Raw genomic sequence first — 21462 nt, forward strand, 5'->3', positions numbered from 1 at the left:
ACATGTTCGTTCATTGCTTGTTATAATTAACTTGTTAAGATCAAAAGGCGGGATTATATGTCATTTACACATTTATATATAAAATCGGGATATAGTTTAATGGAGAGTACAATTACTATCCCTAAATTAATAAATAAAGCAAAACAAGAAAATTATGATTCTTTAGCTCTAACTGATGTCGGAGTACTTTACGGGGTAATTTCTTTTTATCAAGCATGTATTAGTAATGGAATTAAGCCAATTGTTGGACTTACGGTAATGGTGAAGGACGAACATTTGGATGAGGCAGTACCATGTATTCTTTTAGCAAAAAATAATGATGGCTATCAGCATTTAATTTCATTGAGTACAATTATAAATTTAAATGAAAATAAAGAAATAGAAAAATCATTATTGAATAGCTACACGAATAATATTGTAGGTATATTGCCAGTCAGTTCCTTTGTGAAAAAATCTTCTACAAAGGAGATAATGACTTCTATTCCTTCTTGGAGCAACCTTTTTTCGGTTGGAGATTTTTATATTGGAGTAGATCGACATAGTTTGGACGTCGTTCAGTCTGTACAATCAATTTCGATACCTTTAACAGCCATACAAGAAGTTCGTTATCTTCATGAGAATGATGATATTGCTTATGACTGTCTTCAATCAATTCGTTATGGTGAAAAGTGGAACGGAACCGAAATAAATCAAAAAAATAAACAACTCCATTTCGCTTCTGAAAAAGAAATGGAATCAATATTTCAACATATAGCACCGGAAGCTATAGCAAATACTGAAAAAATAAAAGAAAAATGCAATTTGGAAATTGACATGAATGGGCGACACATTCCTTCTTTTCCTGTACCGAATGGACTAACAGCAGATGATTATTTAAAACAACTTTGCTATAGCAAAGTAGAACAGTGTTACAAAGAACCTGATGATCAAATCATGAATCGATTACACTATGAATTAGAAATTATTCAATCGATGAACTATAGTGATTATTTTTTAATCGTGGCAGATTTTATTCAGTATGCAAAGGATAATCAAATTGCTGTAGGACCAGGTCGTGGTTCATCCGCAGGTTCTATAGTTGCTTATGTATTAGGGATAACTGAAGTAGATCCTATAGAATATAACCTATTATTTGAGAGATTTTTGAATCCAGAACGGTTATCCATGCCAGATATTGATGTTGACTTTTCAGATGTTCGCAGAGATGAAGTAATTGATTATGTTAGAGAGAAATATGGACAAGATCATGTTGCACAGATTATTACGTTTGGCACATTTGCTGCAAGATCTGTATTAAGAGAGCTAATGAAAGCATTGGATGTTCATGAAATAGATATGAATTATGTAATGAGGGAAATTCCATCTCAATCGAACCGAACACTTACAGAAATACTACAAGAAAAAGAAGAGTTAAAAGTGTACGTAAAGCAATCACCTAAGTTAAAGTTATTGTTTTCTATAGCTGTAAAGTTAGAAGGAATCCCAAGAAATGTTTCAACGCACGCAGCAGGTGTAGTTATAAGTAAGAATAAATTAACAAATCATGTCCCATTGACAACTGGAACCAATCAAACTTATTTAACACAATATGCAATGGGTGAACTAGAAACTATTGGTTTGCTGAAAATGGACTTTTTGGGACTTCGTAATTTATCTTTAATTGAAAAAGTGAATAAAGCCATTACCTCTAGTAAACATCGTCCCTTACACCTTGATGAAATTCCTGAACAAGATGAAACCACTTTTCAATTATTGAGAAAAGGTCATACAAATGGGGTTTTCCAATTAGAATCTGATGGGATGAAGAAGGTTTTAAAAGATCTAATGCCATCTACTTTTGAAGATATTGTTGCAGTAAATGCGTTGTATCGTCCAGGTCCAATGGATTTTATCCCTGTATATATTAGAAGAAAGAAGAATTTAGAACCTGTTAGCTATCCACATCCTGATTTAAAACCTATTCTAAGTAAGACTTATGGAGTGCTTGTTTATCAAGAACAGATAATGCAAATTGCTAATAAGATTGCTGGGTTTACGTTAGGTGAAGCAGATATACTTCGTCGAGCTGTAAGTAAAAAGAAAGAATCAGATATATATAAACAAAAGCAAGTATTTATTGATGGTTGTATAAATAACGGGTATGAAAAAGAAGTCGCAGATGAAATTTTTAGTTGGATTGTAAGATTTGCTAATTACGGCTTTCCACGTAGTCATGCAGTAGCTTATAGTAAAATATCTTATCAATTAGCTTATATGAAAGCTCATTACCCAAGTGCATTCTATGCTGAATTAATTAGTGGTGTCAGAAATCAACAGGAGAAGATTAATACTTATATTCAGGAATTTAAAAGACTTAATCGCAATATACTGCCACCAGATATTAATAAAAGTTTTGGAAAGTATGTGGTAGAAGGTAATGATATTCGTATGGGACTTAGTGCTATTAACGGAATTGGGATACAACCAATTCAGGAGATCATTCAGATTCGAAAACAAGGGGCATTTAAAAACTTTTTTGATTTTTGTATGCGAGTCAATTTAAAAATAGTCTCTAGAACTATTATTGAAAATCTTGTGCTTGTGGGGGTATTCGATTCTATCTATAATAATCGAGCTAGTTTACTTGCTTCGATAGATCAAGCCATTGAACAAAGGGAACTATTTAAAGAATTTCTAGATCAACCGAGTTTATTCCAAGATCAATTAGAAATGGTGGAAAGTTATACAGAAATAGAAGATTTTACCAAAATTAGAAAATTGAGTGATGAAAAAGAACTTCTCGGATTCTATGTCTCCAGTCATCCACTTAAAGAATATCGTAAACAATTACGACAAGCGGGAAAAATTACACTATCTCATGCAATGAAATTAGTAAATACAAGAAAAGTCGTACATGCAGTAGTAATTGTAGATACAGTGAAGGTTATTCGGACAAAACGGGGAGAAAGAATGGCTTTTTTAACGATAAGTGATGAAGAGTTTGAAGTGGATGCTGTAATATTCCCCGATTTATTTAGACAAATAAGCAATAAAGTTGAAGAAGGAATGTTATTACAATTATCTGGAGTGGTGGAAGATAGAAAACAAAGACTACAAATAGTCATTCAATCAGGTTCTCCATTCCAAGTAAATGATCTCGAGGAACAAAAACCTTCAGGGGAAGTTTTTATACGAACACATTCTAGCAGAAGAGTCCAGGTCGTGGAAAAATTGAGACAACTAGCTGAATCAGAACCTGGAGCGATACCAATCATCGTTTATGATAGAGATTTAAATCAGTCTTATCGGCTTTCAGAAAACTATTTTTTACGAGTTGATAGCCGAATACAGAAACAATTAGAAAGCTATTTTGGTAAAGAGAATGTGGCATTGAAATAGTAGTGATGACTTTACACTTTTATATCATTTGTTATAATATAGAGGTCACAAGTGGTCTGACCACTTGTGGTATCGCAATTATAAAATATGAATTATCGATAACGAAGTCTAAAAGGAGAGGTACTGTTATGGCAAACTTAAGAGATGAAGCTTTGCATTTACATAAAGTAAAGCAAGGTAAACTAGAAATAAATACAAAGGTTCCCGTAAAAGATGCAAAGGATTTAAGTTTAGCTTATTCTCCTGGTGTAGCAGAACCATGTAAAGAAATCTATGACCGAAAAGAAACTGTCTATGACTATACGATGAAGGGTAACATGGTTGCGGTAGTAAGTGATGGATCAGCGGTATTGGGATTAGGAAATATCGGACCAGAAGCAGCACTACCAGTAATGGAAGGGAAAGCAGTATTATTTAAAGGTTTTGCTGGAGTTGATGCGTTCCCAATTTGTGTAGATACACACGATGTAGAACAGATTGTTCAAACAGTTAAATTATTAGAACCGAATTTCGGTGGAGTAAATTTAGAGGATATAGCAGCTCCTAACTGTTTTATTATTGAAGATAGATTAAAGAGTGAGACTAATATTCCTATTTTTCATGATGATCAACATGGTACAGCTATTGTTACAGTAGCTGGATTAATTAATGCATTAAAACTGGTTGGAAAGAAATTCTCTGAGATTAAAGTAGTAGCCAATGGGGCCGGAGCGGCTGGTATCGCAATTATTCGTTTATTACAAAGCTTTGGCGTACGAGATATGATTATGTGTGATTCTAAAGGTGCAATATATGAGGGACGCCCATATGGGATGAATACGGTAAAAGACAGTGTTGCTAAATATACCAACGCCAATAAAGTTGAAGGTAGTCTTGCTGATGTGCTTGAGGGTGCAGATGTATTTATTGGTGTTTCTGTTGGTGGAGCATTATCAAAAGATATGGTAAGAAGCATGAATGATGATGCAATTATATTTGCAATGGCGAATCCAGATCCAGAGATACTTCCAGAGGATGCGAAGGAAGCCGGAGCGAGAGTTATTGGGACAGGGCGTTCTGACTTTGCCAATCAAGTTAATAATGTGTTGGCTTTTCCTGGGATATTCCGAGGAGCGCTAGATGTCAGAGCGACAAGAATTAATGAAGAGATGAAAGTAGCTGCTGCTGAAGGAATTGCAACGCTGATTTCGGAAGAAGAGTTACATGATGATTATGTTATTCCATCGCCGTTTGACGAAAGAGTTGCACCATTGGTAGCTTCCCATGTGGCAAAAGCTGCTATGAGCACAGGAGTTGCTAGAATGAATGTTGATCCTGAAGAAGTGGCAGAAAAGACAAGGAAATTAACACAGCAGAAGAATTAAGGAGTGAATCCCCGCATGACTATGACAAATAAACAAAAGGTTTATCAAAGCGTGATTAAGGAATTACAGCGCTATATAGAGATAAATCAATTAAATGCAGGGGACAAGCTTCCTTCTGAGAGAGAACTTTCAGATAAACTTAATGCTGGAAGATCTTCCATAAGAGAAGCTTTACGAGCATTAGAATTAATAGGATTAATAGAAACAAGACATGGAGAAGGAACATTTCTTAATTCTTATCAATCCTTTCAAACAGTTGAATTGCTATCTTCGTTTATCTTGACTCAAAATAATATAAAGCATGAAATACCATGGACCAAACAAATAATTGAAAAAGAAGCAACTAAACTTGCGATAGAACATCTAACCGAATCGGATATAGAAGAATTAGAGAAAATAGATCAATTGTATAGAGAAGATGACGATTTACATCATTATTTCTTTTCCTTTTTGTTAAAAAAGACGAATAATTTGTTAATGGATCGAATTTGGATGCTCTTAGAAGAGTTTTCATCTACCGTGCCAAAACATTATTATATCGATGGATTTTATCCTCGATTGATTAAGCTTATTCGGGATAAAGACTATGGATCAATTGAATCCATCTTTTCGAACCCTTCTTAAAATCAAAGATGTATCAATATCAATTTTTTAGATATACTCGACGAGTTTCGATACTTTTTTCAGTTAATTATCTATATAGTGGTTTTATACCGCATGTCCAGGTGTACAAAAGGGGGAATAGACTTGCTAATAAAAGATCTCTTCGGCAAGCGAAAAAAATATGCATCCATTCCAAGTGAAAAAGCAAAGATGGATGTACCTGAAGGTTTGATGCAAAAATGTTCAAACTGCAAAAAAATATACTATCGTAAAGAAATGGTAAAAGCTTTGCATGTATGCCCTAATTGTGGTTTTCATCATCCTATGACAGCATGGGACCGAATTGATAGTTTATTTGACAACGGAACATTTGAGGAATGGGATAAGGAAATTACCTCTGCAAATCCATTAGATTTTCCTGAATACGAGAGTAAGATTGCAAAAGATCGTGAAAAAACATCTCTTAATGAAGGTGTGGTTACTGGCAAAGGGAATATAAATGACGTCCCAATTGCTTTTGCAGTTATGGATTCTCACTTTCGAATGGGAAGTATGGGATCTGCAATTGGAGAGAAAATTACAAATGCAATTGAAGCAGCAAGAGAAGAATCGACGCCTTTTGTAATTTTTACTGCTTCTGGTGGTGCCCGTATGCAAGAAGGCGTCTTAAGTTTAATGCAGATGGCAAAAACATCTTTTGCAGTAAAACGATTTCGAGATAGTGGAGGTTTAATGATCTCTGTGATGACTCATCCGACTACTGGTGGGGTTTCTGCAAGTTTCGCTTCCATTGGAGATTATAATTTTGCAGAACCGGGGGCATTAATTGGTTTTGCAGGAAGAAGGATTATTGAACAAACTATTCGAGAGAAGTTACCACATGATTTTCAAACTGCGGAGTTTCAATTACACCATGGACAAGTTGATAAAGTGATTCATCGACACGATATGAAGGATACACTTGGCAAGTTACTTAAAATGCATGTGGATGGAGGGCAACCCAAATGACTCCAATACTAGATTTTGAAAAACCAATTGTAAATCTTAAAGAAAAAATAGTAGAATTAAAATCGTTTACTGAAAATAGTGAGATAGATTTAACAAAAGAGATTGAAACGCTAGAAGAAAGACTAGCCAAACTTGAAGAGGATATTTATGGGAATTTAAAACCATGGAATCGAGTACAGATGGCTAGGCATCCTAATCGTCCTACAACATTAGATTATATTGAACGTATTTTTACGGATTTCATTGAGTTTCACGGGGACCGTTTCTATGGTGAAGATGAAGCAATAGTATCAGGTATTGGATATTATAAAAATTCTCCAGTTACAGTAATAGGACATCAGCGAGGGAAGGACACAAAAGAAAATATACGAAGAAACTTTGGTATGCCGCATCCAGAAGGATATCGTAAAGCATTACGACATATGCAACAAGCTGAGAAATTCAATAGACCGATTATAACGTTTATTGATACAAAAGGTGCTTATCCTGGAAAAGCTGCTGAAGAACGAGGACAAAGTGAAGCAATTGCGAAAAACCTTATGGAGATGGCAGGCTTACAGGTTCCAATTATATGTATTGTCATTGGTGAAGGTGGTAGTGGAGGAGCACTCGGTCTAGGTGTTGGAAATCATATTCATATGTTAGAGAACTCTACATATTCGGTGATTTCACCTGAAGGTGCTGCTGCAATTTTATGGAAGGATTCAACTCAAGCAAAAAAAGCAGCTGAATCCATGAAAATTACTGCACCAGACCTAAAGGAATTAGGTATAATAGATCAAGTAATTTCAGAACCAAAAGGTGGAGCTCACCGGGATGTCGATTCACAAGCAGAATTGATTGATAATATGATCCAACAATCCTTAGATGAACTAATGTTACTTTCGGCAAATGAGTTAGTAAATAAAAGGTGGCAAAAATATAAACAAATGGGGACATTCATGTCTTAATAAATACAAAGGCTGATAAAATTTTTATATCAGCCTTTTATTTTTGCGAGAAATTTTGTAAAATGAGTAGGTTGTGGGGTTTTTAATTGATATTTAAAGTTTTTTTCTTTATCTTTAAATATATAGTTAGTACTTTGGCATTTAATGATAATCTAATTGGGGTGAACAATTCATGAAAAGAATAGGAGTATTAACAAGTGGCGGAGATTCTCCTGGTATGAACGCTGCTATTCGAGCTGTTGTTCGTAAGGCGATCTATCATGACCTTGAAGTATATGGCATTAAAAATGGCTATCAAGGACTAATGGAAGGTAATATTGAAAGAATGACATTAGGATCTGTAGGTGATATCATTCATCGAGGTGGTACAATCCTTTTTTCTGCTAGAAGTGAGGAATTTAAAACCGAGGAAGGTCAGATTCGAGCAATCGAGCAACTTAAAAAACATAATATAGATGGTTTAGTTGTTATTGGAGGAGATGGAAGCTTCCAAGGTGCAAAAAAATTAACTGAAAAAGGTTTTCCATGTATAGGTGTTCCGGGAACAATTGATAATGATATTGCGGGAACAGATTATACAATTGGTTTTGATACATCCTTAAATACAATTATCGATGCTGTCGATAAAGTACGTGATACTGCCACATCCCATGAAAGGACTTATATTATTGAAGTAATGGGAAGAGATGCTGGTGATCTAGCGCTATGGGCAGGATTAGCTGTTGGCGCAGAAAGTATATTAATACCAGAAGAAAAAGAAGAATTTGCCGATATTGTTCAACGATTAAAAAATGGACATGACCGTGGCAAAAAACATAGCATTATCTTATTAGCTGAAGGTGTTGGTAGTGGCTTCGAATTCGGGAAGCGAATTGAAGAAGTTGCAAAACTTGAAACTCGAGTAACTGTATTAGGTCATATCCAACGTGGTGGTTCACCAACTGGGCAAGATCGTGTTCTGGCAAGTCGATTAGGAGCCAGATCTGTAGAGTTATTGATTGATAATCAAGGCGGCAGAATGGTAGGTATTCAAAAAAACATGTTAGTGGATTATACATTCGATGAAGTGTTCAACGTTGAACATACAATTGATAAAGGAATGTATAAACTTTCTAAAGAATTATCAATCTAAGGATATGAGTCAATTTTATCGGATATGCTTATAACTAACTTATCGGATGTTAAAATGAATTCATTTAAGTGAATTAACAAGGAATTATGCAGCAACATCAAGGAGGATATATAATGAGAAACACAAAAATCGTATGTACAATTGGTCCTGCATCAGAATCAATTGAAAAATTAGAGCAACTTATAGAAGCTGGGATGAATGTAGCTCGTTTAAACTTTTCCCATGGGGATTATGAAGAGCATGGAGCACGAATTGAGAATATCCGTAAAGCAGCAAAGAATAAAAATAAAACGGTAGCTATACTTCTAGATACTAAAGGTCCAGAAATTCGCACGGGAAGCTTTAAAGAAGGTAGAGCAGATCTTATACAAGGTCAACCTGTAACTATCGCCATGGCTGAAGTAGAGGGAACGGCTGAGAAATTCTCTGTTACATACCAAGGGCTTATCGATGATGTACATGAGGGTTCCAAAATTCTATTAGATGATGGACTTATTGAATTAGAAGTAAAATCTATTGATAAAACTAAAGGTGAAATTGAAACAATCGCACTGAACTCTGGAGAAATCAAAAACAAAAAAGGTGTTAATGTTCCTAACGTTTCTGTAAATCTTCCTGGTATAACAGAAAAGGATACAAATGACATAATTTTTGGAATCGAACAAGAAGTTGATTTTATTGCTGCATCTTTCGTACGTCGAGCTTCAGATATTCTAGAAATTAAAGAAGTACTTGATCAACATCAAGCACAATATATTAAAATTATTCCTAAAATCGAGAATCAAGAAGGTGTCGATAATATCGATAGCATTCTTGAAGTAAGTGATGGATTAATGGTAGCTCGTGGAGATTTAGGAGTGGAAATCCCAGCAGAAGATGTACCATTAGTTCAGAAAAAATTAATTAAGCAATGTAATAATGCTGGAAAGCCAGTAATTACTGCTACACAAATGTTAGATTCTATGCAACGTAATCCACGTCCAACACGTGCGGAAGCATCAGACGTCGCTAATGCAATTTTTGATGGTACGGATGCTATTATGCTTTCTGGGGAGACAGCTGCTGGAATCTACCCAGTAGAATCTGTTCAAACAATGAGTAATATTGCATTAAAAGCTGAATCTGCGCTGGATCATAAGCAAATGTTAGAAGAGCGTTCACAATATGTTGATATGACTATAACTGAAGCAATTAGTCAATCAGTTACCCATACAGCATCTAATTTAGATGTTGATACAATTATCACACCGACAGAAAGTGGACATACTGCAAGAATGATTTCTAAGTATCGTCCGAAAGCTTCTATTCTCGCTGTTACTTTCAACGAGGTAGTAAATCGTCAACTTTCCTTAGTTTGGGGAGTGCATGCTGTTCTTGGTAAGCCAGCAACTTCTACAGACGAGATGCTTGAAATTGCTGTTGATAAAGGATTAAATACTGGCATTTGCAGTAGAGGAAGTCGTGTGATTATAACAGCAGGTGTGCCTGTTGGAGAGAGTGGAACAACTAACTTGTTAAAAGTTCATGTCATTGGCGATGTGATTGCTAAAGGACAAGGAATAGGCAGAAAAAGTGCATATGGACATGCCGTATTTGCTAAAACCAATGAAGAAGCTATAGCGAAAGTTCAAGACGGTGATATTTTAGTAACTTACGCTACAGACAAAGAAATGATGCCTGCAATTGAAAAAGCAGCAGCAATCATAACTGAGGAAGGTGGATTAACTTCCCATGCAGCTGTTGTTGGATTAAGCCTTGGTATTCCTGTTATTGTAGGAGTAGATAATGTATTTGAAATCCTTCAAGATGGACAAGATATTACGGTTGATGGTAACCGTGGAGATATTTACGCTGGCCATGCAGGTGTATTGTAATGTTGAAATAAATAGTTGTAAAGGTTCCTGCCATTTTATAGGTTAGGAACCTTTTTTAATTCAAAAATACTCATCCATTTAGCGATTTTAGGATAATGCTATCACCAAATTTCTTTCTAGTTATTTTCCATGATAAAATAGAGAGGAAAGGATGATTACAAATGCAATTAAGATTTTTCTTGTTATTGTTGATTGTTATCCCTGCACTTGAAATAGGAACATTTATATGGCTAGGTAATCTTATAGGTCCATGGTGGGTTGCAGGATTGATTATTGCAACAGGGCTATTTGGCTTTTACTTTGTTCGGCAACAAGGAGCAGAAACTTTTAAAAAAGCTCAACTACAAATGCAACAAGGATATGCTCCTGCTGAAGAATTAATGGATAGTATTGCTTTATTTATTGGAGCTATATTACTCATATTCCCCGGATTTATTTTAGATGCAGTGGGTCTAATACTTGTATTACCATGGACAAGGAACTTGATTAAGCATCAATTAAAACGATTAATGACACGTATGATGGGTAAGGGAGCAATTATTTATCGACGTTGGTAGTTTATCCCTTGATATATTTAAATAGCAGATGGAATGCACCAGTTTCCATTAAACCTTTAATAAGAACAAGTAATATTGGGGATAGAAATAATCCAATAAACCCAAGTACTTTTATACCGACGAACATTCCAATAAGCATTATTAGTGGATGAATACCAATCGATGAAGATAATACTTTGGGTTCTAGAATTTGTCGAAGTATAACAACAAACCCATAAAGTATTGATAGTCCGATCGTTAATGCATAATTTCCACTAAAAAAATTAAAGATTATCCATGGAATAAAGATAATCCCCGTACCAACGTATGGGATTATATCTGCAATAGCAGCAAATAGAACAATTGTTAAAGCATGTTCCACTTTCAGGATGAGCAAACCGATAAGTATAATGCATGCTGTCGTAAATACTAGTATTAATTGTGCACGAAAATAGCCAACCACCGCGTGTTTAAAATGGGAGGCTATTTTATTTTGAATAGATTGTATGTGAGTAGGGAAGATACTTTTGAAAAATGAGTGAATTCGATCCATTTCATAACTAATCATGCAAGAAGCAATAAGGATAAAAACGATGTTCGTTATAGAGCTAGGAATTGCAGCAATGAACATTGGTATATTACTTATTGCTACTTGCAAAAAAGAAGCTCCTCCAGATGCAATTAAATCACTAAGTGTGGCGATATAGTTTTTAACAGTCTGTTGATATCCTTGATCTAATGAATCAATATATGAAAGAACTTTTTCATACATAGGTAAAATATGAGTATTGAACATATTTTCTAAATATAAAACAAATTGTTGATAATGGCTGGGGATCTTATCTGCGAGAAAAAGAGTGCCTTGGTATAATTCCGTAATCGCTAAAAATAATGCACCTGTACAAATGGTTAAGAAAACAGTAACCGTAATAATGATCGCGGGGATTTTAGGAAGTTTTAATCTGTTTTCAAACCAAAGAACCATGGGTTGAAATAAAAGTGCAAGGATGTAAGCAATAAGAATGGGATATATATACGGAAAACTAAAATATATAACAGCTACAATAGTTAAGATTGTTCCGATAATGATAATTGCTCTGAAAAATTTTTGAATCAGTTCAGTACTCATAATGATTTCCCCCGCTTTTTGTCCTGCATGTAATGGGCAGTAATCTCACTTCAAGACAATAAGGCTATGGCCCATAGAGGATAAGTGAGGAATAAACTGCCATCAATGTCCGATTCTATTTAATTAACATTCATGGGGGAATTATCAAAACCCCACTGAATAAAGTTTTACTTAATAGCTTGTACTAGTTTATGAAGTAACAATCAAAAAAAGAAGCAATATTGAGCAATAAAGGCTATAACGAAAGGAAAGCGACATAACGTCGTCTTAATTGGTAGATTTAAGTAAATATTAAAACATTAAACGGTTTCATTTCACAATCAACGAATTATACTTTATAATGATACTTGGGGTAGACAAAAATAGGCTCTTTTTGTCAGTTTTAAAGATTAAAATTGACATTCTTTGCCAATGTGATGAACAATGGTTAAGAGGAAATAGCCTGTAATTGTCTTATATTATAATTCGCATTCTTAGTAATGCTTGAATATTTTTTAAAAAGGAGAGGGTTATTTTGACAGCATCGACAAAGGGGTTAGAAGGTATTGTCGCTACGCAGTCATCGATTAGTTCGATTATTGATGATCAACTATCCTATGTAGGGTATAGAATTGATGATTTGGCTGAAAATTCAAGCTTTGAAGAGATTATTTATCTGCTTTGGAATCAAAAATTACCAAATAAGTCTGAATTGGATGAATTAAAAACTCAATTGGCTGAAAATATGGAAATACCTGATGCAATTATTGATCACTTACGTTCCTATGATTTAAGTACGGTTCACCCAATGGCCGCATTACGTACTGCAATATCATTGCTGGGGCTTTATGATAATGAAGCAGATGTTATGGATGAATCAGCTAACAAACGAAAAGCGGTGCGTATTCAAGCACAGATTGCAACGATCGTAACGTCTTTTTCTCGCATTCGTAAAGGGCAAGAGCCAGTAAAACCGAAGAAAGAACTTAGCTATGCAGAAAACTTCTTATATATGCTTAATGATAAAGAACCTGAGGATATCGAAGTTGAAGCAATTAATAAAGCGCTCGTACTTCATGCTGATCATGAATTAAATGCATCTACTTTCACTGCCCGTGTATGTGTGGCAACATTATCTGATATTTATTCAGGTATAACAGCAGCAATTGGAGCATTAAAAGGACCATTACATGGTGGTGCGAATGAAAACGTAATGAAAATGCTAACTGAAATTGGTGAAGAGGAAAATGCTATTCCTTATATTGAAGAAAAATTAGCAAATAAAGAAAAAGTTATGGGTATGGGTCATCGTGTATACCGTACAGGGGATCCTCGTGCTAAGTTTTTACGAGAGATGTCTAAAGAGCTTACAAAATTAACAGGGCAAGAAAAATGGTATAATATGTCAGTAAAAATAGAAGATTATATTAAAGAAAATAAAGGGCTTCCTGCAAATGTAGACTTTTACAGTGCATCAGTATATCATAGTTTAGGTCTTGATCATGATATTTTCACACCTTTATTTGCCGTAAGTCGTACTTCAGGATGGATTGCTCATATTCTAGAACAATATGAAAATAATCGCTTAATTCGTCCGCGTGCAGAGTACACAGGTCCAGAATTACGTGACTATGTTTCTATTGAACAAAGAGGTTAATATAGATAAACTAAAGAAGATACATTGCGAATAACATTTGGGAGGTATTGTAATGACACAAGGAGAAAAAATTATAGTAGAAAACGGAAAAATGAATGTACCTGATACACCGATTATTCCATTTATTGAAGGAGATGGAACAGGACCAGATATTTGGGCTTCTGCTCAAAAAGTTATAGAAGCGGCAGTTGAAAAGGCTTATGATGGTAAGAAAAATATTGAGTGGATGGAAGTATATGCTGGTCAAAAAGCATATGACAAAACTGGTGAATGGTTACCAAAAGATACACTTGATAAAATTAATGAATATAAGATTGCTATAAAAGGACCTTTAACTACACCAATTGGTGGGGGTATTCGTTCTCTTAATGTAGCATTACGCCAAGAGTTAGATTTATTTACATGTTTACGACCAGTTCGTTATTTTGAAGGAGTTCCTTCCCCAGTAAAACGTCCAGAAGAAGTAGATATGGTTATTTTCCGTGAGAATACGGAAGATATCTATGCTGGAATAGAATGGCAAAAAGGATCTGACGAAGTGAAGAAAGTAATTAACTTCCTAAAAGAAGAAATGGGAGTAAAAAATATTCGCTTCCCAGAAACGTCTGGAATTGGTGTGAAACCAGTATCTGAAGAAGGTACGAAACGATTAGTGCGTTCAGCGATTGACTATGCACTTAATGAAGGTCGTAAAAATGTTACTTTAGTACATAAAGGTAACATCATGAAATTTACAGAAGGTGCATTTAAGAATTGGGGTTACGAAGTAGCTGAACAAGAATACGGTGATAAAGTATTTACATGGGCAGAGTATGATCGTATTGTAGAAGCAGAAGGTAAGGATGCTGCTAATAAAGCACAAGACGAAGCACTTGCTTCTGGTAAAATTCTTGTTAAAGATGCAATTGCTGACATTTTCTTACAACAGGTTCTTACTCGTCCAAAAGAATTTGATGTTGTAGCTACAATGAATTTAAATGGTGACTACATTTCTGATGCACTTGCAGCACAAGTAGGTGGAATCGGAATTGCGCCTGGAGCAAACATCAATTATGATACTGGACACGCGATTTTTGAAGCAACACATGGGACTGCACCTAAGTACGCAGGGTTGGACAAAGTAAATCCTTCTTCTGTTATTCTTTCTGCTGTACTTATGTTAGAACATTTAGGGTGGAGAGAAGCTGCAGACTTAATTACGAAATCAATGGATAAGACAATTGGTTCAAAAGTAGTTACGTATGACTTTGCACGCCTAATGGATGGAGCAACAGAGGTGAAATGCTCTGAATTTGGACAAGAACTAATTAAAAATATGTAAAGCAACAAATGGATGATGAAGTAGGAATGAGAATTAGATATTCAATTGGAAATTCTGTTTCTTCATTCCTACTCTTTTCATTTGTGAAATTAGATCTTACGATAAAGGAGATATTACGATGGGATTAAAACGTAAAAAGATATCAGTAATTGGTTCGGGTTTTACTGGTGCAACAACTGCTTTAATGGTAGCGCAAAAAGAATTAGGCGATGTTGTACTAGTTGATATACCTGATATGGAAGACCCTACAAAAGGAAAAGCGCTAGATATGGCAGAAGCAGCTCCTGTTCAAGGGTTTGATGCAAAGATTACTGGTACATCTAATTATGCTGATACAGAAGGGTCCGACCTAGTAATTATTACAGCTGGTATTGCCCGTAAGCCAGGAATGAGTCGTGATGATCTTGTAAATACAAATGCTAATATTATGAAGTCAGTTACAAAAGAAGTTGTACATTACTCACCAAATACAACTATTGTTGTTTTAACTAATCCAGTGGATGCAATGACATATACTGTATTTCAAGAGTCAGGACTACCAAAAGAACGTGTAATTGGTCAATCTGGAATTTTAGATACCGCACGTTTCCGTACATTTGTAGCAGAGGAGCTTAATCTTTCTGTAAAAGATGTAACTGGTTTTGTATTAGGTGGTCATGGTGACGATATGGTCCCACTTATTCGCTATTCTTATGCTGGTGGAATTCCATTAGAAAAATTAATTTCTAAAGACCGTTTAGATGCAATTGTTCAGCGTACTCGTACAGGTGGCGGAGAAATTGTTAATCTATTAGGTAACGGTAGTGCTTATTATGCACCAGCTGCTTCCTTAACTGTGATGGCTGAAGCGATTCTAAAAGATCAGCGTCGTGTATTACCTACGATTGCATATCTTGAAGGTGAATATGGGTATCAAGATATTTATTTAGGTGTTCCAACCATCTTGGGTGGGGAAGGAATTGAAGAAATTATTGAGTTAGATTTAACAGAAGAAGAAAAAGCACAACTTGATAAATCTGCTGAATCTGTTAAGAATGTATTAAATGTTCTTCAATAAGTATAAAAATTCTGCTCTATTTGTCTATTAGTAGACTTGTAGAGCAGTTTTTATTTAGGCTCTAAAATAATTGTAGGGGTAAGGGAAAAATTAAATTAATAAAAAACACGCAATCTCCTATTTTTGTTATCATGTTTAAACCACTAAACCAAAAAAGGAGATGCATGCAATTTTTGGTCAAAAGACGGATGATAAGTAAAATAAGCGTAAGAAATATAAGGAGACTCCTGTGAGAGGAAGGCCTAGTTGAGACCCCGGACTGCGTAGCACCCGGATACTCATCAGCCGCCTTAGGATAAGCGCAGTATATTTCTAAAGCGGGTTTTCAATACCCATTAATTTGGATTTCTCTTTTTATTAAATACTTTTGTCTCAACCCCAACATTTGACTTAGAACCTTTATTTATTTCCATATAGTAAGAATTCGTTTTCTCGCTTTGGATTATTACTATTTACAGACTTAAATGTAAATCACCAACTTTAATATTAAATACGTTTGATGTGCATGTTAATTTTTTTTAACATTTTGTGATTCGTTATGCGTTGCTGGATAATAATGATAATATAGATGTATGAGTTGGTAATAAATTGGGTATGTATATGCTAGGGGGACTATTGATGAGTAAACGAATATTAATCGTTGATGATGAAGAATCTATTGTAACTTTACTAAAATATAATATGGAAAATTCTGGTTTTGAAACTGATGTGGCTTACAATGGAAAAGATGCGATTAATAAGGCAGAGTCAAGCAAGTATGATTTAATTGTATTGGACCTAATGCTTCCTGAAATAGATGGTATGGAAGTGTGTCGTACATTACGGATGAATCAAATAAATACACCAATTCTAATGTTAACAGCAAAAGATGAAGAGTTTGATAAAGTGCTTGGTCTAGAAATGGGTGCAGATGATTATCTAACGAAACCTTTTAGTCCAAAGGAAGTAATTGCAAGGGTAAAAGCAATTTTACGACGATCGCAATTATCTAATAACAATGGGTTTCACGTATTAAAAATTGGGGAAATAAGTATTTATCCTGAAAGATATGAAGCAGAAATGAATAATAAAATCATTACATTCACTCGAAAAGAATTTGAATTATTGTATCACCTTGCAAAGCATAAAGGGAAAGTTATTTCAAGGGATCAATTATTGAGTAGTGTGTGGGATTATGACTTTATTGGAGATACACGAATCGTAGATGTTCACATTAGTCATCTTCGAGATAAAATAGAACCTAATTCTAAAAAGCCCGTATATATCAAAACGGTACGTGGCTTGGGCTATAAAATGGAGGAGCCTGTTTAATGAAAGTAATTTTTTCTAGAACTTTACTTCCAAGTATGATTATTACTATATTGAGCTTATTATTATCTGGTTGGATGATTGTTCAAGCTGAGTCTAATTGGATTATGGTTATTGCTGTATTAATTGTTCAGTTTATGATTATTTCGATATTATTTATCCAATTTTATAATCGTTATACACGGCCAATTGGAAAAGCTACAAAAACAGTCAATCGGCTTATAGACGGAAATTATAGTGCTCGATTTTATAATGGTAATAGTCCTGAAATGGAAGAACTAAGTGTAAAAATCAATACATTAGCAAGAAATATGAGTGAAATTGCAATACAAGAACAAATGCAATCAGAACAATTAACAACAATTGTTGATAATATGCAAAGTGGATTAGTTCTAATTGACGAAAAAGGATATGTCCATGTTGTAAATCGAAAGTTTCTTCAAATGTTCGGTGAGGAAGAAAGTAATTATAGAGGATATCTTTATTATGATGTTTTTGAAAATGAAAATGTTCATGAAACAGTCCAGAAAACATTTTTATATGAAAAAGCTGTTAAAGATTCATTTGTCCATCGAGTAGGATTAAACAAAATTTACGTAGAAGTTGTCGGTGCGCCGATTTTTAATGATAGAAATATGTTAAAAGGTGCAGTATTAGTACTTTACGATATTACCGAACTAAAAAAGTTAGAGAATATGCGTAAAGATTTTGTTGCAAATGTATCGCATGAACTTCGTACACCAATTACGTCTATTCGTGGTTTTGCTGAAACGTTATTAGACAATGAAATAAAGGATCCTGCTACGAAAGAGTTTATGGAAATTATTTATAAAGAAAGTCACCGATTGCAATTGTTAATTGAAGACTTACTTGCTCTTTCAAGACTAGAAAGAGAAGATTTTCGACTATTAATTGATAGTTATGATGTAAAAAAAATGGTGGAAGAGATATTGCCACCTCTTCAACAAAAAGCAGAAAAGAAAAACCTGACATTTGATCTAGTGGTTCCCGAACAACTTACAATGCGTGCAGATAAAGATCGTATGAAACAAGTGCTAATCAATTTGATTGATAACTCGATTCATTATACACCGAGTGGAGGAAATATCTGCTTAGCTATTTCTGAGGAAACGGATGCCATTCATTTTCAAGTGAAAGATAGTGGAATTGGAATGGATGAAAAATCACAAACAAGAGTCTTTGAGCGATTTTATCGAGTAGATAAAGCAAGAAGTAGAAATACAGGTGGAACAGGTCTAGGTTTGGCAATTGTAAAGCATATTGTTGAGGTTCATAAAGGCAAAATAGATGTAGAGAGTACCTTGAATGAAGGAACTACCATTCATATCTATATACCAAAGTAAATGAAAAAGAGTTGACGTTGTATTAAATCGTCAGCTCTTTTTGTATCCGAAAATTAAAGAAAACGTGAAACTCACGTATTTTTTCCTTTTCTTTAATGAGAATGCTAAAATAGAGCTAAGGATTAGAATGAGAGGATGGTATATCAAATGTCAAATAAGTTAGTGCTCATTGATGGAAATAGTATTATCTATCGAGCATTTTTTGCGCTGCCTTTGCTAAATAATGATAAAGGTGTTTATACCAATGGAGTATATGGATTTACTACAATGCTATTGCGCATTTTAGAAGAAGAAAAACCAACACATATGTTAGTAGCTTTTGATGCGGGTAAGACAACATTTCGTCATTCAACATATAAAGAATATAAAGGTGGACGTCAAAAAACCCCACCTGAACTTTCCGAACAATTTCCCGTTCTTAAAGAATTACTGGATGCTTTCTCTATCAAATATTATCAGCTTGACCAATATGAAGCTGACGATATTATCGGTACTTTATCCAAACAAGCAGATAAAAAAGATTGGGAAGTTACAGTTATTTCAGGAGATAAAGATTTATTACAACTTGTTTCTGAACAAGTAACGGTAAGTGTTACGAAAAAAGGGATTAGTGATATCGAAAAATATACTCCATCCTATATGAAAGAGAAAATGGAGATAACTCCAGACCAGATTATTCATTTAAAAGCTTTGATGGGTGATAGTTCAGATAATATTCCAGGTGTTCCTGGAGTAGGAGAAAAAACTGCTACAAAATTACTTAAACAATATGATAGTCTTGAAAATGTTTACGAGCACTTAGATGAAGTATCTGGGAAAAAATTAAAAGAGAACCTGACCAATCATCGCGAAGATGCCTTTATGAGTAAAGAATTAGTAACGATTAATCGTGAATCACCTATAGAAGTATCACTTGAAAAAATAGCGTATAGTGGTTTTCAATCTTCGAGTGTTATTCAGATGTTTAAGAATCTTGGTTTTCAATCACTTCTATCTCGAGTTAGTGACGAATCAGAAGTTGATTCTGAAGAACCTAAAAAAGAGATGGAATCAATTGAGTTCGAAGTTGTTGAAAATATAACGAACGATTTATTTACTGATAGTGATGCAGTATATATAGAAATGCTTGGTGAAAATTATCACCTTATTCCAATTGAAGGAGTAGCTGTTGTAAATAAGGAGAAGGCTTCTTTTATTCCAACTGATATTGCGCTTAATTCTGATATATTCAAAGCGTGGGCGGAAGATCCACAAAAATGTAAAATTGTTTTTGATGCAAAACGAACAAAAGTTGCTTTGCTTCGAAACAATATCAATATCCAAGGAATAATTTTTGATTCACTCTTAGCATCTTATCTATTAAATCCGTCTGAGAACAACCATGATATACCAGCAATTGCCAATCGAAAAGGTAGAACGGATGTTCAATTTGACGAAGAGGTATTTGGAAAAGGTGCAAAACAAAAAGTTCCTGAATCAGAAATATTGAATGAGCATATTGTTCGTAAAACACAATTATTATATGATCTTCATCCAGAAATGGAAGAAGAACTAAGAAATAATGAACAATATGAGTTATTAAAAGAATTAGAAATGCCATTAGCACTTATCTTAGCTGAGGTGGAACATTATGGTGTTCAAGTAGACATTGATAAATTAAAAGATATGGGGGAGGATCTAAAAGAACGGCTAGATACGCTTGAACAAGAAGTTTATGAACTTGCCGGAGAGACGTTTAATTTAAATTCTCCAAAGCAATTGGGACCAATCTTGTTTGAAAAATTGGGTTTACCTGTTATTAAGAAAACAAAGACAGGTTATTCTACTGCTGCCGATGTATTAGAACAACTTGAAAATGAGCATGAAATCATTCCGAAACTATTAATGTATCGCCAATTAGGAAAGCTGCAATCAACCTATATTGAGGGATTATTGAAGGTTGTACGCAAAGATACAAGTCGCATCCATACAAGATTTAATCAAGCTTTAACACAAACAGGTAGGTTAAGTTCGATTGAACCAAACTTACAAAATATACCTATTCGTCTCGAAGAAGGTAGAAAAATTAGACAAGCTTTTGTACCTTCAAAAGATAAATGGATTATGTTTGCTGCAGATTATTCTCAAATTGAGCTTCGTGTTTTAGCACATATAGCAGGGGACGAAAAACTCATCAAAGCATTTAAAGAAGATACCGATATCCATACGCAAACAGCGATGGATGTGTTTCATGTAGAGGCGGATGAAGTAACATCAAATATGCGAAGACAAGCAAAGGCAGTAAACTTTGGAATTGTCTACGGCATAAGTGACTATGGTTTATCACAAAACCTTGGAATTACTCGTAAAGAAGCGAAAAAATTTATCGAAAGATATTTCAATAGTTATCCGGGTGTAAAAAGTTATATGGATGAAATTGTACAAGAAGCAAAGCATAAAGGTTTTGTATCAACGATCATGAAGCGGAGAAGATACTTGCCAGATATAACAAGTAGAAACTTTAATTTGCGTAGTTTTGCAGAACGTACAGCAATGAACACCCCTATTCAAGGTAGTGCTGCTGATATTATAAAAAAAGCTATGATTGACCTTGATCATCGTCTGAAGAAAGAAGAGTTACAAGCTAAATTATTATTACAAGTTCACGATGAGCTTATCTTAGAAGCACCAGAAAATGAAATAGACAAATTAAAGGAAATAGTGCCAGAGGTAATGGAGCATACTGTGGAACTTAATGTGCCATTGAAGGTTGACTATTCCTTTGGAAATAGCTGGTTTGATGCAAAGTAAGGAGAAGAAATA

15 protein-coding genes are annotated in these 21462 nt (G+C 34.5%); 14 read left to right on the forward strand and 1 reads right to left on the reverse strand.

Translation table 11 applies throughout. The features are described 5' to 3' along the window. Positions 1-57: 57 nt before the first annotated feature. The 8 genes from dnaE to ABC346_RS11515 all read left to right on the forward strand — a co-directional run bounded on the left by dnaE (position 58) and on the right by ABC346_RS11515 (position 10866). The gene (gene dnaE / locus ABC346_RS11480) at positions 58-3378 is read left to right on the forward strand and encodes a DNA polymerase III subunit alpha (RefSeq protein WP_413234969.1); all 3321 of its coding nucleotides are present in this window, start codon (positions 58-60) and stop codon (positions 3376-3378) included. A 128-nt stretch (positions 3379-3506) separates the two neighbouring features. Continuing rightward, complete coding sequence (ystJ, locus tag ABC346_RS11485; protein WP_413234970.1) at positions 3507-4742, forward strand: NADP-dependent malic enzyme; 1236 nt, start codon at positions 3507-3509, stop codon at positions 4740-4742. A gap of 15 nt (positions 4743-4757) precedes the next feature. Continuing rightward, the gene (locus ABC346_RS11490) at positions 4758-5366 is read left to right on the forward strand and encodes a FadR/GntR family transcriptional regulator (protein ID WP_413234971.1); all 609 of its coding nucleotides are present in this window, start codon (positions 4758-4760) and stop codon (positions 5364-5366) included. A 93-nt stretch (positions 5367-5459) separates the two neighbouring features. After that, on the forward strand, positions 5460-6353 hold the full coding sequence (gene accD, locus ABC346_RS11495) for an acetyl-CoA carboxylase, carboxyltransferase subunit beta (protein WP_413234972.1): 894 nt from the start codon (positions 5460-5462) through the stop codon (positions 6351-6353). Next, entirely contained in the window at positions 6350-7303 is a 954-nt protein-coding gene (gene accA, locus ABC346_RS11500) for an acetyl-CoA carboxylase carboxyl transferase subunit alpha (protein ID WP_413234973.1), read from the forward strand. The genes accD and accA overlap by 4 nt, the downstream gene beginning before the upstream one ends. Positions 7304-7475: 172 nt before the next feature. After that, entirely contained in the window at positions 7476-8435 is a 960-nt protein-coding gene (gene pfkA / locus ABC346_RS11505) for a 6-phosphofructokinase (RefSeq protein ID WP_413234974.1), read from the forward strand. 113 nt (positions 8436-8548) lie between these two features. After that, positions 8549-10309: a pyruvate kinase gene (gene pyk / locus ABC346_RS11510; protein WP_413234975.1), complete on the forward strand. Its 1761-nt coding sequence runs from the start codon at positions 8549-8551 to the stop codon at positions 10307-10309. A gap of 161 nt (positions 10310-10470) precedes the next feature. Next, on the forward strand, positions 10471-10866 hold the full coding sequence (locus tag ABC346_RS11515; protein ID WP_413234976.1) for an FxsA family protein: 396 nt from the start codon (positions 10471-10473) through the stop codon (positions 10864-10866). Position 10867: 1 nt separating this feature from the next. Here ABC346_RS11515 and ytvI read toward each other — a convergent pair whose 3' ends face one another. Then, positions 10868-11974, reverse strand: a complete 1107-nt coding sequence (gene ytvI / locus ABC346_RS11520) for a sporulation integral membrane protein YtvI (protein ID WP_413234977.1) — start codon at positions 11972-11974, stop codon at positions 10868-10870. A gap of 514 nt (positions 11975-12488) precedes the next feature. Here ytvI and citZ point away from each other — a divergent pair. From citZ to polA, 6 genes are all read left to right on the forward strand, one after another. After that, positions 12489-13610 (forward strand): citrate synthase, encoded by a 1122-nt coding sequence (gene citZ / locus ABC346_RS11525; RefSeq protein WP_413234978.1) that lies wholly within the window; start codon positions 12489-12491, stop codon positions 13608-13610. 52 nt (positions 13611-13662) lie between these two features. Next, positions 13663-14931: an NADP-dependent isocitrate dehydrogenase gene (icd, locus tag ABC346_RS11530; RefSeq protein ID WP_413234979.1), complete on the forward strand. Its 1269-nt coding sequence runs from the start codon at positions 13663-13665 to the stop codon at positions 14929-14931. 118 nt (positions 14932-15049) lie between these two features. Beyond that, the gene (gene mdh, locus ABC346_RS11535; protein WP_413234980.1) at positions 15050-15988 is read left to right on the forward strand and encodes a malate dehydrogenase; all 939 of its coding nucleotides are present in this window, start codon (positions 15050-15052) and stop codon (positions 15986-15988) included. A 618-nt stretch (positions 15989-16606) separates the two neighbouring features. Further along, positions 16607-17299: a response regulator transcription factor gene (locus ABC346_RS11540; RefSeq protein ID WP_413234981.1), complete on the forward strand. Its 693-nt coding sequence runs from the start codon at positions 16607-16609 to the stop codon at positions 17297-17299. Then, on the forward strand, positions 17299-18660 hold the full coding sequence (gene pnpS, locus ABC346_RS11545; RefSeq protein ID WP_413234982.1) for a two-component system histidine kinase PnpS: 1362 nt from the start codon (positions 17299-17301) through the stop codon (positions 18658-18660). The genes ABC346_RS11540 and pnpS overlap by 1 nt, the downstream gene beginning before the upstream one ends. Positions 18661-18807: 147 nt before the next feature. After that, a complete protein-coding gene (polA, locus tag ABC346_RS11550) occupies positions 18808-21450 on the forward strand; it encodes a DNA polymerase I (RefSeq protein WP_413234983.1) in 2643 nt (880 codons plus the stop codon). Positions 21451-21462 lie beyond the last annotated feature (12 nt).

The sequence above is a fragment of the Oceanobacillus phoenicis genome (assembly GCF_047238145.1).
Lineage (GTDB): Bacteria > Bacillota > Bacilli > Bacillales > Amphibacillaceae > Oceanobacillus.

What these genes read in the sequence shown, in the direction of transcription:
- pfkA (WP_413234974.1), top strand. Translation starts at nt 7,476, where the DNA reads ATGAAAAGAATAGGAGTATTAACAAGTGGCGGAGATTCTCCTGGTATG.
- polA (WP_413234983.1), top strand. Translation starts at nt 18,808, where the DNA reads ATGTCAAATAAGTTAGTGCTCATTGATGGAAATAGTATTATCTATCGA.
- ABC346_RS11490 (WP_413234971.1), top strand. Translation starts at nt 4,758, where the DNA reads ATGACTATGACAAATAAACAAAAGGTTTATCAAAGCGTGATTAAGGAA.
- pnpS (WP_413234982.1), top strand. Translation starts at nt 17,299, where the DNA reads ATGAAAGTAATTTTTTCTAGAACTTTACTTCCAAGTATGATTATTACT.
- pyk (WP_413234975.1), top strand. Translation starts at nt 8,549, where the DNA reads ATGAGAAACACAAAAATCGTATGTACAATTGGTCCTGCATCAGAATCA.
- icd (WP_413234979.1), top strand. Translation starts at nt 13,663, where the DNA reads ATGACACAAGGAGAAAAAATTATAGTAGAAAACGGAAAAATGAATGTA.
- ystJ (WP_413234970.1), top strand. Translation starts at nt 3,507, where the DNA reads ATGGCAAACTTAAGAGATGAAGCTTTGCATTTACATAAAGTAAAGCAA.
- ytvI (WP_413234977.1), bottom strand. Translation starts at nt 11,974, where the DNA reads ATGAGTACTGAACTGATTCAAAAATTTTTCAGAGCAATTATCATTATC.
- mdh (WP_413234980.1), top strand. Translation starts at nt 15,050, where the DNA reads ATGGGATTAAAACGTAAAAAGATATCAGTAATTGGTTCGGGTTTTACT.
- accA (WP_413234973.1), top strand. Translation starts at nt 6,350, where the DNA reads ATGACTCCAATACTAGATTTTGAAAAACCAATTGTAAATCTTAAAGAA.
- ABC346_RS11540 (WP_413234981.1), top strand. Translation starts at nt 16,607, where the DNA reads ATGAGTAAACGAATATTAATCGTTGATGATGAAGAATCTATTGTAACT.
- dnaE (WP_413234969.1), top strand. Translation starts at nt 58, where the DNA reads ATGTCATTTACACATTTATATATAAAATCGGGATATAGTTTAATGGAG.
- accD (WP_413234972.1), top strand. Translation starts at nt 5,460, where the DNA reads ATGTCCAGGTGTACAAAAGGGGGAATAGACTTGCTAATAAAAGATCTC.
- ABC346_RS11515 (WP_413234976.1), top strand. Translation starts at nt 10,471, where the DNA reads ATGCAATTAAGATTTTTCTTGTTATTGTTGATTGTTATCCCTGCACTT.